The 14100-nt window shown below is 57.4% G+C and carries 10 protein-coding genes; all 10 read left to right on the top strand.

The window, feature by feature from the left end:
• Positions 1–13 precede the first annotated feature (13 nt).
• Positions 14–496 (top strand): (deoxy)nucleoside triphosphate pyrophosphohydrolase, encoded by a 483-nt coding sequence (locus HMPREF2605_RS04690; RefSeq protein WP_070674036.1) that lies wholly within the window; start codon positions 14–16, stop codon positions 494–496.
• 315 nt (positions 497–811) lie between these two features.
• On the top strand, positions 812–1333 hold the full coding sequence (locus HMPREF2605_RS04685; RefSeq protein ID WP_049352677.1) for a hypothetical protein: 522 nt from the start codon (positions 812–814) through the stop codon (positions 1331–1333).
• 234 nt (positions 1334–1567) lie between these two features.
• Complete coding sequence (pheS, locus tag HMPREF2605_RS04680; protein WP_070847168.1) at positions 1568–2695, top strand: phenylalanine--tRNA ligase subunit alpha; 1128 nt, start codon at positions 1568–1570, stop codon at positions 2693–2695.
• A 3-nt stretch (positions 2696–2698) separates the two neighbouring features.
• The gene (gene pheT / locus HMPREF2605_RS04675) at positions 2699–5269 is read left to right on the top strand and encodes a phenylalanine--tRNA ligase subunit beta (protein ID WP_070847166.1); all 2571 of its coding nucleotides are present in this window, start codon (positions 2699–2701) and stop codon (positions 5267–5269) included.
• Positions 5270–5461: 192 nt separating this feature from the next.
• Positions 5462–6211: a hypothetical protein gene (locus tag HMPREF2605_RS04670; RefSeq protein WP_070847165.1), complete on the top strand. Its 750-nt coding sequence runs from the start codon at positions 5462–5464 to the stop codon at positions 6209–6211.
• Between the two features lie 394 nt (positions 6212–6605).
• Positions 6606–7091, top strand: a complete 486-nt coding sequence (locus HMPREF2605_RS04665) for an arginine repressor (RefSeq protein WP_044150633.1) — start codon at positions 6606–6608, stop codon at positions 7089–7091.
• A 153-nt stretch (positions 7092–7244) separates the two neighbouring features.
• On the top strand, positions 7245–8819 hold the full coding sequence (locus tag HMPREF2605_RS04660) for an AMP-binding protein (RefSeq protein WP_070847163.1): 1575 nt from the start codon (positions 7245–7247) through the stop codon (positions 8817–8819).
• A 134-nt stretch (positions 8820–8953) separates the two neighbouring features.
• The gene (locus HMPREF2605_RS04655) at positions 8954–9529 is read left to right on the top strand and encodes an adenine phosphoribosyltransferase (protein WP_049355170.1); all 576 of its coding nucleotides are present in this window, start codon (positions 8954–8956) and stop codon (positions 9527–9529) included.
• Between the two features lie 203 nt (positions 9530–9732).
• The gene (locus HMPREF2605_RS04650; protein WP_070847161.1) at positions 9733–12066 is read left to right on the top strand and encodes a HelD family protein; all 2334 of its coding nucleotides are present in this window, start codon (positions 9733–9735) and stop codon (positions 12064–12066) included.
• Between the two features lie 127 nt (positions 12067–12193).
• Complete coding sequence (gene tyrS / locus HMPREF2605_RS04645) at positions 12194–13498, top strand: tyrosine--tRNA ligase (RefSeq protein WP_070847159.1); 1305 nt, start codon at positions 12194–12196, stop codon at positions 13496–13498.
• Positions 13499–14100: the final 602 nt, after the last annotated feature.

Genomic DNA, 14100 nt, shown 5'->3' with positions numbered 1-14100 from the left:
AAGGTAGAGAAAGATGAGTGAAGTGTCGCCCTCGTTTGAGGTTCAGGTGGTTGGCGCCGCCGTGGTTGATTCTTTGGAGGCTCCGACCCGTATGTTGGTGGCTCAGCGTTCTGAGCCGCAGACTGTTGCCGGCATGTGGGAGTTCCCGGGCGGTAAGGTCGAGCCGGGGGAGAGCTGCGAGCAGGCGCTGGTGCGTGAGCTGAAGGAGGAGCTGGGTGTGCAGGCGCGTTTGGGTGCTGAGGTGCCCGGCGCGTATCCGCAGGGTTGGCGTCTGAGCGAGCGTCTGGCGATGCGCGTGTTCTTCGCGGAGATCCTTTCGGGTACTCCGGATACTTTGGAAGATCATAGCGCGCTGCGGTGGATGCCGTTGCCGAAGTCTAAGGATGACGCGCAGGCGTACGATGATTTGCTGGGTTTGCCGTGGATTCCGGCGGATTTGCCGATTGTGGAAGCGCTTCTGCAGCAGCTGCAGGACACTGGCACTGGTGAGGCGTAGACCCAAGGTCTGACCTAATGCTCTGCGCTAGTTCGTTGCGAGGCTAAGTCACCGTTATGTGACACGTTCGCGGCGGTAACAGGATAAATTTTCTCTATCTTTTTTTTGACACTGTTTGAAGGCGGGATTCCCTGTGGGGAGTCCCGCCTTTATTCATACTTTGAGGGTGAATTATGCGCCAGGTGATTCTGACTTGTGTATTTGTGGGGGAGAGGAATTTGTCATATATGGGTTCGACACGGATACATACTTTGGAAACCAATCGGTAGGCGGGTAGTATTGAGGGAGAAATCACATACGTATTGGGAGACAATGATGACTGCTCAACCCCCGTTTGATCCGGGTGCCTACCGCTCCGACGCGGTTCCCTCGGACACTCAAGCTATTTATATTCAGGAAGGCGGCGCTGAGCCGCGCGGAATTCTGTTCCACTCGCCGACCAAGCACCCGAAGATTCTGCGTCTGCAGGAGATTATGATTGTCTCCGCGCTGCTCTGCTTGATCCACGGTGTTATTTCCTCGTTCGCACCGGATAACCTGTCCCCGCTGAAGGGTCTGCCGGAGGTCGGCGTTGCAGGCGGTATCGGCCTGCTGGTTGTTTCTGCGGTTGTGTACATCTGGGTCTACTTCACGATTCAGAAGGGCAAGCGTCTGGGCCTGACTGTCGGTCTGATTTTTGCGATTCTGGGTGCGTTCGTGGCGATTCTGTCTCTGATTGGTAATGTCATTGACGCTCAGCGCTACGGCTTCGTGCCCCTGTATGCGGCATGGTTCATTGCGAACGTGCTGTGGATTCGTGCTTCTTTCGACCCGGCTGTGAAGCAGGCTCTGAAGTAAGTACAACTCTTCAACATTGTTGTTGAGGTTATATGCTCAAGAACGCCCGGATGGACTATCCGGGCGTTCTGCTGTTTGCGCTTCGTTCTCTGGTCTAAAATGGATAGGATATGCGCCCGTCGCCACCCCTGCTCCGCACCCAGTGCGAGGGGCCGGGGGAGAGCAGACGGTGCTGCCTAAGGTGTATAACGAGCCAGCCGGCATAGTGCCGGTGGTATGCAGAGAAGAGTGACAATGACCGATTCCGTGCAGGAACACGAGGGTCTTAACGGCCCGGCTCAGGTTCTCGCCCGCATTGCGCAGGTTCTGGAGGAGAACCCCGAGAACGGTTTGGACGCTATCCGTGAGGCTTTTGATGCTGAGCGTGAGCGTGCCAAGCAGGAGATTCGCGAGAAGGCTAAGGACTTTGACAGCCTCAAGGAGGTGCGCCTGAGCTTCTTCGGTGAGAAGGGCATCATGAGCATCGCTAACCGCCAGATGCGTGATCTTCAGAACCAGCACAAGGGCCCGGTGGGTAAGCTGATGGGTCAGGCTCGTGCGGCTCTGACTGAGGCTATTGAGGCTCGTACCGCTGAGCTGGAGGCTGAGCGTGAGGCTCGCATCCTGGCTGAGGAGGCTGTGGATGTTTCGGCTGCGTCGCCTCGCCGTTCTCTGGGTGGCCGCCACCCGATTGCTCTGATGCAGGAGCGCCTGACCGACATTTTCGTTGGTATGGGTTGGGAAGTTGCTGACGGCCCGGAGCTGGAGTCTGAGTGGTACAACTTTGACGCTCTGAACATTAAGCCGGATCACCCGGCACGCGAAATGCAGGACACTTTCTACGTTGAACCGAAGAACGCTCACCTGCTGCTGCGCACCCACACTTCGCCGGTGCAGATGCGCTCGCTGCTTTCTCGCGAGTTGCCGCTGTACATTGTGTGCCCGGGCCAGGTGTACCGCACCGATGAGCTGGACGCGACCCACACCCCGGTCTTCCACCAGATCGAGGGTCTTGCCGTGGATAAGGGCCTGACTATGGCTGATCTGAAGGGCACCCTGGAGTACATGGCACGCGCCATGTTCGGTGAGGACGCTAAGATTCGCCTGCGCCCGAACTTCTTCCCGTTCACTGAGCCTTCCGCTGAGCTGGATTTGTGGCACCCGAACGCTAAGGGCGGCCCGCAGTGGATTGAGTGGGGTGGCTGCGGCATGGTGAACCCCAACGTTTTGCGTGCTGCGGGTATCGACCCTGAGGAGTACTCGGGCTTCGCTTTCGGTATGGGTATTGAACGTACCCTCATGTTCCGTAACAACGTCGCTGACATGCATGACATGGTTGAAGGCGACATCCGTTTCTCTGAGCAGTTCGGGATGGAGATCTAAATTATGCGTGTACCCCTGTCATGGCTGCGCGAGTTCGTGCCTGTAGCCGAGGATGCTTCGGCTGAAGATTTGATGGCGACCCTGGTGAAGGTTGGCCTGGAAGAAGAAGACGTTCACCGCCCCTCTGATGAGCTGTCCGGCCCGATTGTGGTTGGTCAGGTGCTCTCTATGGAGCCGGAGACCCATTCGAACGGCAAGACCGTGAACTGGTGCCAGGTGCGTGTGGTTCCGGAGGGCCAGGAGCAGACTCTGACCGGTAAGGGCATTGAGCCTTCCGGTGTTCAGGGCATTATTTGTGGTGCCCACAATTTCGTACCCGGCGACAAGGTTGTTGTGACCCTGCCCGGTGCTGTTCTGCCCGGTGGTTTCGCGATTACCGCCCGTAAGACCTACGGCCACAAGTCGGCTGGCATGATTGCTTCGACTCGTGAGCTGGGTATTGGTGATGATCACGGAGGCATCCTGGTGCTTTCGACTCTGGGCCTGGACCCGGAGCTTGGCACCGATGCGATGGAGCTGCTGGGCCTGTACGATCAGGCTGCTGAGGTGAATGTGACCCCGGACCGCGGTTACGCGTTCTCTCTGCGCGGTATTGCTCGCGAGTGGTGCCACGCTACCGGTTCTTCTTTTGAGGATTTTGTGCTGGCGTACGGCGAGCGCGCCCCGGAGACGAACGAGTCCGGTCACCCGGTTGTCCTGCGTGATGACGCCCCGATTCACGGTAACCCCGCATGCACTCGCTTCGTGATGCGTGAGGTGTCGGGCGTGAAGGCGGATGCGCCGGTTCCGACGTGGATGTCTTCGCGTCTGCGTCTGGCGGGTGTGCGCTCGCTGTCGCTGCCGGTGGATATTTCGAACTACGTGATGCTGGAGACCGGTCAGCCGCTGCACTTCTACGATGCTGACAAGGTTCAGGGTGAGATTGTGGTGCGTCGCGCCGCTGCTGGCGAGAAGCTGGTGACCCTGGATGGTGTTGAGCGTACTCTGCACCCCGAGGATATTGTCATCGCTGATGATTCCGGCGTGATTGGTCTTGCCGGTGTGATGGGTGGCGCCTCGACTGAGGTGACTGACTCGACCACCCGCATTCTGGTGGAGTCTGCTCGTTTTGATGAGGTGTCGGTGGCTCGTACTGCTCGCCGTCACAAGCTGATTTCTGAGTCCTCGAAGCGTTTTGAGCGTGGCGTGGATCCGCAGATTCAGGCTGCGGCTGCTCAGCGTGCGGTTGAGCTGCTGGTTGAGCTGGCTGGTGCTCAGGTTGAGCCGGGCGTTACTGATGTGTCGCTCGGCTATGAGCCGGTCGTGATTGATCTGCCTGCTGATTACACTGCTGGTCGTATTGGCGTGGATTACTCGCCGGAGCAGATTGAGTCTTGCCTGCGTGAGATTGGCTGCTCGGTGGAGCGTACCGAGTCTGGTTACGCGGTGACTGTCCCCTCGTGGCGTACTGACCTGCGTGCGAAGGAGGACCTGACTGAGGAAATCGCACGTATTGACGGTTACGAGAACATCCCCTCGACTCTGCCGGTGGCTCCTGCGGGTCGCGGTTACACTCCGGAGCAGGCGGGTAAGCGTCGTGCGCTGAATGCGCTGGCGGCTTCCGGTCTGACTGAGGTGTTCGCGTACCCCTTCGTGTCGGCTGATGCGAACAACCTGTGGTCGGCTCCGTGGGTGAGCACCCCTGAGAACCCGGTGACTGAGGTTCCTTCGGTTCGCCTGGAGAACCCGATTTCTTCGGCTGAGGGCTGGATGCGCCGTTCGCTGCTGCCTGGCCTGGTTGAGGTTTTGAAGCGTAACCTGTCTCGTGGTTTCAAGAACCTGGCTATTTTTGAGGCGGGTCACGTGTTCATTCCGGGTGAGCGGCTGGGTTCGGAGTCTATTCCGCCGCTGGGTGCTCGTCCTTCGGATGAGGTTCTGGCTGATCTGAACGCCGGTATTCCGCAGCAGCCCACTTTCGTTGCTGGTCTGTTTGCAGGTACTGAGCACGAGGCGATGCCGGGTGCCGCTCCGCGCGCTTACGATTGGCGTGATGCTCTGGACGCTGTGCGTCTGGTGGCTGCCGCTGTTTCGGCTGAGATTCAGGTCCGTAACGGTGTGCACACTGCGTTCCACCCGGGCCGTGTGGCTGAGGTTCTGAACGCTGCCGGTGAGCGTGTTGGTTTCGCTGGCGAGCTGCACCCGAAGCTGCTGCAGGAGCTGAACCTGCCTGAGCGCACCTGCGCGTTTGAGCTGGATTTCTCGGCGCTGTTCGCTGGTCGTGTTGAGGCGCGTCAGGCTACTCCGGTGCTGACTTTCCCGGCTGCTACTCAGGATGTGGCGCTTCTGGTGGACCGCGATCTGCCTGCTTCTGAGGTGGAGCGTGTTCTGCGTGAGGGCGCTGGCGAGCTGCTGGAGGATATCCGCGTCTTTGATGATTACCGCGGTGTCGGTATTGATGAGTCGAAGAAGTCTTTGGCGTTTGCCCTGCGTTTCCGTGCGCCGAATCGTACGCTGACTGCTGATGAGGCGTCGGCTGCTCGTGAGGCTGCTGTGGCTGCGACTGTTGAGCAGCTGGGTGCGGAACCGCGTGTCTAACCGGGTCTAACCCTATGGCGTAATGCCTAGTGCTGACGGGGTGGGAGTTGTTGGCTCCCACCCCGTAGCTTTTGGCGTTGCGTGGTGGGTTTACCTGTTTAGCGTGTTCATGAAGCGCTGATAAGCGCTTTCCTTGGTGAACTCGTGTGGTTATGGGTACCCTAGAAGATAGATGAAGTGAGGGAGAGAGTAATGGCTAATCGAGAGAACTCGCGCGAACAGGATGAGCTGTCGCAGTCTGAGGTCGAAGAAACCTACTTTGAGGATTCTGAATATGAGGAGTACGACGAGTACGACGAGTACGACGATGAGGAAGAGAACTCCTCTCTTTTCGCGATGAGTGAGGAAGAGCTGGATGACCGTCCGGGCGTGAACTGGCTGTCGGTTCTTTCTGCTGCTGTCGCGGTTATTCTTTCCATTGTTTTGGCTATTGCGGGTGTCCGTGCTTTTGCGTCGGTGAATAATAACGCCGAGTATGCCGGTAAGAGCTGGGTCATTCAGGGCACCTACCAGGATTTGACTCCTGACCTGATTACGAAGGGCAATGTTGCTCGTTATAAGGGCAACTTGCCGGCTGATGACGCGCTGAACGGTAAGACGTATGTGTCGAACCTGAAGGATAAGTATCAAGTGACTTCGGGTGCTCCGATTGAGTTCCGTGGTTCGCAGACTGGTGATGTTCCTTCCGAGTTCCCGCGTGAGGTGGATGGCCTGTTGGTGGAGAAGGGCGGCACTCTTGAGGTCGTCTACACCGCTGAGAAGGGCACGTTGAAGCCTGTGACTGAGGACAGTGTGAATGCTGAGCGTTTTGCCGGTATCGCAAGTATTGTTGGTGCGGTGCTGGTGCTTTTGCTGGGTCTTGGTTTTGCTGTGTGGCTGAACCGCCGTTCGCGCGATGTTGAGTATGAGGACTTGGATGGTCTGGTGGAGGATGAGCGCTAGGCGTTCTGCGTCCTGAGGATTCACCTCGAAGTTTTGTTGAAGGAGCCTGTTTCTGGCGCACGTGGTGTTGCTGGAGGCGGGCTCCTTTTGCATGCTCGCCTGCCGGAGATCTCTTGACTGGTGTGACGTACCACCCCAGAATGTTCTTGCACGCTATGCATTCATTGCGAGGTTATGCGCCTGAATGTGTAGATACACGCTACGTTCGCGGCGTTTTGCGTGACAGCTGGTGAGATAAACCCTGAAATTTCCCCCACATCTTGGAATAATCCATATTTGGTGCGCATATTTATGTGCATATGTATTATCTTGGGTAGTGAAGAATGTTGCGCTGCGCCACCGCTGGGCAGCCCGTTCTGAATTCGTGATTGGCACCGTAGGAAGAAGAGATATTATGCCTTTCCCCTCGACCAAGATCGCGCGTCAGGCACGCATCGTTGAATTGCTGCAGACCCGACGTGTCCGCTCCCAGGCTGAACTGGCGCAGTACCTGACCGATGATGGTATGAAGGTTACTCAGGCGACCCTTTCCCGTGATCTTGTTGAAATTGGCGCTGAGCGCATCCGTGATGAAGGCGCCGGCCTGATTTATGCTGTGCCAAATTATCCTGCTCGTCGTGGCGGCGGTACTGCACCTGACGCCCGTATGATTTCCCTGTTTAAGGAGTTGCTGATTACCGCTGAGGGTTCGGCAAATATTACGGTTCTGCGTACTCCTCCGGGTGCCGCGCAGTTCTTGGCGTCGTCGATTGACCAGGGCGGTCTTGAGGCGATTATGGGCACTATCGCCGGTGACGATACGGTCATTGTTGTGACTCGTGACCCCAATGGTGGGGCTGCGCTGGCGGAGAGCTTCTTGGATTGGTCTGCTGCTCAGTAGTAGCTGGGGCGTATCTTGTGCTGTTCCTCTGATGTGTCGGGGGAGCGGCTGAAGGTACGCCCTTCTGCTGTCTTCAGGCTCTCTTTGCGGGCTTCTAGCTCGGCTTCTTCTTTTCTAGATATACCGATTTTTCTGTGGTGAGAGTTTTTTATCATGTCTGAAATGCACGATTCAGCGAACAATATTGCCTACCTTTTGGCGGAGGCGGCATCGTCTGCCGGGGCTAAGGCTGCTTTGGCGATTCCGGCTTCTGAACCTGCTGATATGCAGGTGGTGAGCTACGCGCAGTTGGCGTCTGCTGCCTCGCAGGTTCAGCGTCATCTGGAGGCGCTCGGTGTTGAGCGTGGTGACCGTGTGGCGTTGTCTATGCCGAATGTGGCGTTGATGCCTGCGCTGTATTACGGCATTGTGGCTGCGGGTGCGATTTGTGTTCCGTTGAATCCGCTGCTGTCGGGCGCGGAGCTGGAGTATCATCTGCGCGATAGCGGGGCGAAGGTGCTTTTCGCTTTTGCGGGTACTCGCCTGGCGTCGGAGGCTTCGTCGACGGTTCTGGTGAAGAACGGTTCGGTTCGTTGCGAGATTTTCACCGGGGGAGAGGGCTCGCCGGTAGCTCCTTTTGATGAGCCTGCCGAGACGGTTCTGGAACCCGTTCCGGTGGGGGCGAACGATGCGGCGATTATTCTCTACACTTCGGGTACGACGGGCAAGCCGAAGGGCGCGACTCTGACTCACGCGAATATCCTCTCGAATGCTCGTAGCTGCGTGAGTGTTTTTGGATTCACCGCTGAGGATGTCATTTTTGGTGGTCTTCCGCTGTTCCATGCGTTTGGTCAGACGGTGTCGATGAACGCGGCGTTTGCGGCGTCGGCTACGGTGGCTTTGCTGCCGCGTTTTACCCCTGATGGCGCGCTGAATCTGATGGAGCGTGCCGGGGTGTCGGTGTTGGCTGCGGTCCCGAGCATGTATGTGTCATTGGTGGCGGCGCTGGAGGCTGAGCCTGAGCGTGCGCGCTCGCTGCGTGGTCGCATCCGCTTCGGTATTTCGGGTGGTTCGCCGCTACCTGCGCCGGTGCATTCTGCGTTGAAAATGCTGATTGAGTGCCCGGTGTATGAGGGCTACGGTTTGAGTGAGACTTCGCCGGTGGTTTCGTTTAATCAGGCGGAGTTCGGCATGGTGCTCGGTTCGGTAGGTCGTGTGCTGCCGGGCGTGCAGGTACAGGTCCGTTGCCCGCAGGGTTCCGAGTGCGCGCCGGGTGTGAGCGGTCAGCTGTGGGTACGTGGCGAGAATGTGATGGCTGGCTACTGGAATAATCCTGCGGCTACTGCTGAGGTTTTTGGCGGCGAGTGGTTTGCGACCGGCGATGTTGCTCGTGTTGATGAGCAGGGCAATATTTTTATTGTGGACCGTATTAAGGACATGGTTCTGCGTAACGGCTATTCGGTGTATCCGCGTGAGATTGAGGACGTTCTCTATACCCATGAGCAGGTGCAGTCGGTAGCTGTGTTGGGCGTGCCGGATGATCGCGTGGGCGAGGAGGTTGTCGCCGTGGTGATGCCGCGTCCGGGTGCTGATGAGGGCGTGCTGCAGGCGGAGTTGAATGCGTTGGCGCGTACTCGTTTGGCGGCGTATAAGTATCCTCGCCGCTACGTGATGGTGGAGAGCATGCCGCTGGGGCCGACCGGCAAGATTCTTAAGCGTGACTTGCGGGTTGTGATTCAGAGAGGCTAATCCCGGCAGATGGTTCTTGTCGCTCATCTGAGGACAAGCGCGGGTGAAGAGGGTAGAATTTTGTAGGCGGCTTCTACCGCGTTATTGTTCCCGGGCGTTTTTTCCGGGGCTATCCACTTCACGAAAGAGAGAGCATGAGCGTTCCCGCTTCTGAGGCTTCGCGAACCCCTATTGAGCAGTTGATTCCGGCTGCTTGCGCTACGATTCCGAATTACCCGCACGAGGGCATCCTCTTTTACGATGTGACCACTCTCTTCGCTAATGCTGAGGTGTTCAAGGCGTGCATTGATGAGCTGGCTACTCGTTTTGAGGGTCAGTTTGATGTGGTGGCTGGTGTTGAGGCTCGCGGTTTCTTGCTTGCTTCTGCGCTCGCGTACGCTACCGGCACCGGCATTATGACGGTTCGTAAGGCGGGTAAGCTTCCGCGTGAGACGTACCGTGAGGAGTATGCGCTGGAGTACGGTAGCGCGGCAATTGAGATTCACTGTAATGATTTCGCGCCGGGCACTCGTGTTCTTCTGCTGGATGATCTGCTGGCGACTGGCGGTACCCTGGTGGCTGCCGCGAAGCTGGTGGAGCGCGCGAACCTGAAGGTTGCCGGCGTCGGCGCTCTTCTGGAGCTGGAGGGTCTGGGTGGTCGTGAGGCGCTGGACGGTTACCGTCTTGAGACGCTGAGCTTGGTGTCTGAGTACCCGCTACCGTCGAAGTAGTTTTATAGAGTTTGAGGCTTACCGCCCTTAGGGTGCGTGCGGCTGATATTGATGTGGGGTGCCCCGCCGGTTGAGCCGGTGGGGCACTTTTCTGTGGGGGTAATATTTCTGCCCTTCGGAGCCTGTCCTGTAAAATAGTGACCCGTATTTTTGGGTGCCTGTCGCACCCTGTCTTTGAGACACCATAGGTTTAAGGAGCTTACGTGTCATCTGAATCTTTACCCCAGCAGTCTGCTGATTCTTCGGCGGCTGAGAAGCTGTTTGCTGAGCAGATGGCTGCGGAGCGTGAGTATGTTGCTCGCGTGTATGCTCGCCTGGATGAGCTCCGTGAGGAGACGGCTGAGAAGCTGGCTGCTGTGCGTAAGAATCAGGCGGTGGGCGGTCATCAGAACCGTTCGGAGCGTGACTCTTTTGCTACTCACTATGAGGATCGTTTGGCGCAGCTGAATGCTGTGGATTCTCGTCTGACGTTTGGCCGACTGGATATGGACCGTGAGGGCGCTGATGCGGTGCGTTATATCGGTCGTATTGGTATTACGGATAGCAATCAGCAGCGTCTGCTGATGGACTGGCGTGCCCCGGAGGCGGGTACGTTCTATCAGGCGACTGCTTTCCACTCGATGGGTGTGCGACGCCGCCGTCACCTGATGCTTGAGGGCCGCACTGTCGTAAATATTGAGGATGAGGTCTTCGATTCGGAGATGTTGCAGGATGAGGACACCCTCCACGGTGAGGGTGCTCTGTTGGCGGCGTTGAATAAGAAGCGTACCGGCCGTATGGGCGATATTGTGGCGACGATTCAGGCTGAGCAGGATGCGATTATCCGCTCGGAGCTGCCGGGTGTGCGTGTTGTGCAGGGTGGTCCCGGTACCGGTAAGACCGCTGTGGCGCTGCATCGTGCGGCGTATCTGCTGTACACGAACCGTGAGCGCCTGTCGAAGGCTGGCGTGCTGGTGGTTGGTCCGTCGAATTCGTTCATGTGGTACATCGAGCGTGTGCTTCCGTCGCTGGGCGAGACCGGCGTGGTGATGTCTTCGTTGGCGACCCTGTACCCGGGTCTGCGTGCTGTGCCTGAGAAGGATCGTGCGGTTGCGGCGCTGAAGGGCGATTTGCGCATGGTGAAGGTTATTAAGCGTGCGGTTGCGGATCGTCAGAAGGTGCCGGCTCAGGTTCAGCGTCTGAATGTTGAGGGTACTGATGTTGAGCTGACTCCGGAGATGGTTCGTTCGGCTCGTTCTCGTGCTCGTTCGACCGGCAAGCCGCATAATGAGGCTCGTGAGACGTTCGTGAAGATTCTGTTGAAGGAGCTGACCGCGAAGCTGAATGATCAGCTGAACCGTGCGGCGGGTCGTGTGGTGGAGCGTCCGTACCTGCAGGATGATGTGCGTGCTTCGATGGATGTGCGCCGCGCCCTGAACCTGGTGTGGATGCCGCTGTCGCCGGAGACTCTGTTGCGCTCGCTGTTCTCGAAGCCGCATTACTTGGAGTCTGCGACCCGTGAGCTGTCGAAGGCTGAGCGTGCTCTGCTGGCTCGTCCGGCGGAGGCTCCTTTCACTGAGGCGGATGTTCCGCTGCTGGATGAGGCTGCTGAGCTTTTGGGCGATTTTTCGAAGGTGACCGGTGCGGCTGCGGCGGCTCGTGCTGCGGCGGAGCATCGTGCGAACCTTGAGAACGCTGCGAAGGCGCTGGAGAATGTTCACCAGTCGCTGGAGGATATTGGCGCTGATGGCGTGATTACTCCTGAGCAGATTGCGATGATGAATGAGGTTCGTGGCGAGCGTATGACGGCTGCGGCTGCGGCTTCTGCTGATCGTACGTGGGCGTATGGCCATATTGTTGTGGATGAGGCTCAGGAGCTCTCGCCCATGCAGTGGCGTCTGCTGATGCGTCGTTGCCCGATGAAGTCGTTCACGATTGTGGGCGATATTGCTCAGGCGTCTTCCGCTGCGGCTGCTTCGTCGTGGTCGCAGGCGTTGGAGCCGTTTGTGGGTGAGCGTTTCACCCTGGAGGAGCTGACGATTAATTACCGTACTCCGGCTCAGATTGCTGAGGCGGCGGTGTCGGTTGCTCAGGCTGCTGGTTATGAGGTGTCTGCGCCTCGTGCGGTGCGTGAGGGCAAGTGGCCTCCGCTGGTGCATGAGGTCGCCCCCGAGTCTGTTGTGGAGCAGACCGTGGCCGTGGTCAGCGAGGAGGTCGCTCATTCGGGTGGCGCGCTGATTGGTGTTGTGTGCCCGCCGAGCCTGTATGTTCAGACGGCTCAGGCTGTGGCTCGTGCTCATGCTGATCGTACGGGTACCGCGCAGACTGCGTTGGAGAATCAGGTGCTGGTTCTGACTCCGTGGGAGGCGAAGGGCCTGGAGTTTGATGTTGTGGTGATTGTTGAGCCGCAGCAGCTGATTGATGATGCTGATGGTGCTGTGGGCGACTTGTACGTGTCGATGACTCGTCCGACTCAGCGCCTGCACATGGTGGGTTCGCGGATGCCCGCGGGTCTGCAGCCTTGCGGCTCGTGTAGCCTCTATCTGTTATTTCTTTGAGCCGGTGCCGCACCGGTTTGGGCGCTCGCTTGGGTTTTTCTGAGCGTTTGGGCTGGTGCGGTGCTAGGCTTGTTACATATTTTGTTCGAGCGCCTTTGGGCGTTGTTACCTTGTGAATGGGAGAAGCATGTCTGCCGAGATCCTCAACGCGCAGCATAATGACGATACCTTCGAGAATATTTGGCAGGAGCTGAAGTGGCGCGGCCTGGTGCACGTGAGCACTGATGAGGCTGCTCTGGAGAAGGCGCTGAGCGAGGAGAGCCTGACTTTCTACACGGGCTATGATCCGACTGCTGCGTCCCTGCACCTGGGTCACCTGGTGCAGCTGCTGGTGATGCGTCGTCTGCAGCTGGCTGGTCACAAGCCGCTGGGCCTGGTGGGTGGCTTCACCGGCCTGATTGGTGATCCGCGTCAGACTTCTGAGCGTGTGCTGAACTCTCCCGAGGTTGTGGCTGAGTGGGTTAAGTCTCTGCGTGCTCAGATTGAGCGTTTCCTTTCTTTCGAAGGTGAAAACGCTGCTCGTATGGTGAATAACTTGGACTGGAGCGGTCAGATGTCTGCTCTGCAGCTGCTGCGCGATGTTGGTAAGCATTTCCGCGTGGGCACCATGGTGAAGAAGGAGATTGTTGCGAAGCGCCTGAACTCTGATGAGGGCATTTCGTACACCGAGTTCTCGTACCAGATTCTGCAGGGCTTGGACTTCCTGGAGCTGAACCGTCGTTTCGGTTGTACTCTGCAGACCGGTGGTTCTGATCAGTGGGGTAACCTGACCAGCGGTACCGAGCTGATTCGTAAGGTGGAGGGTAAGAGCGTTCACGCTATTGGTACTCCGCTGATTACTAACTCTGATGGCACTAAGTTCGGCAAGAGCGAGGGTAACGCTATTTGGCTGAACCCGCAGATGTGCTCGCCGTACGCGTTCTACCAGTTCTGGCTGAACACTGCGGATGCGGATGTGCTGGATCGTTTGAAGGTCTTTACTTTCTTGACTCGTGCTGAGATTGCTGAGTTTGCGGAGAAGGTTGAGAAGGAGCCGTTTAAGCGTGAGGCTCAGAAGACTCTGGCGTACCTGGTGACTTCGCTGGTGCACGGCACCGAGGCTACCGATCAGGCTGTGGCTGCTTCGGAGGCTCTGTTCGGTAAGGGCGATTTCGCTGCTCTGGACGAGGCAACTCTGGAGTCTGTGGTTGCTGAGCTTCCTTCGGCGAAGCTGTCCGAGGACCGCCTGGACATGATTTCTGTTCTGACTGAGCTGGGCTTTGCGAAGTCTAACTCTGAGGCTCGTCGCATTCTGAAGGAGGGCGGTGCTTCGGTAAATGGTGTGAAGGTTCAGGGTGAGGACGCCACCATCTCTAAGGACGATTTGCTGCATGGCCGTTTTGCAATGGTTCGCCGAGGTAAGAAGAACCAGGGTGCTGTAGAGCTTATCTAGTCTGGAGCTGATCTAGTCTTCAACGCATATAGAAGGGGAGGGGGCTTCTCTGCTGAAGTATTCAGTAGGGGAGTGCCTCTCCTTTTTGTTCTCCTACATATCCCCTATATACGAGTCCTGTAGAGAGCCCCTCCGTCAGGAGGGGCTCTTCTTGTATCGTTCTGCTGCCCTCTGGCTCTGGGTTTTCTTGGTTTGTCTTTGTTGGCGAGGGCTTTGGGCGCCTTTCGACCCTGTTTTGGGGCTCCAGAGAGGGGAACTCGCAGATTTTTGAGGTTTCTAGAAGTTTTTTAAAGATTTTCTATCACCCTTAAAACACCCTGACTAGGTGTTTTAGTGCCTGGAAAGGGTGTTTGAGACCCTTTCAAGGTCCTTTTTGTGTCCTACTTCACCCGTTTTCGGGTTGCAGGGCTGTTTGGGGGTCTGTATAGTTGTATGAGTCGCCGCGGCGAGGAGGAAAAAACGAAGAGCTTCTTCGGTGTTTCTCCTAGTCGGAAGCGGTTGAACAACTTTCAATTGTATAGTGTTTTGGTTTCTTGCTTGAAGGAATTTCGGGTTGCCGGTTGGTGATGTTGGAAGAGTTTAGGAAAGAAACATTGTGGTGT

Source organism: Rothia sp. HMSC065C03 (genome assembly GCF_001837295.1).
In the GTDB taxonomy this organism is placed as follows: domain Bacteria; phylum Actinomycetota; class Actinomycetes; order Actinomycetales; family Micrococcaceae; genus Rothia.
The sequence above is the reverse complement of the archived record's forward strand: the minus strand, read 5'-3'. Positions and strand labels throughout refer to the sequence as shown.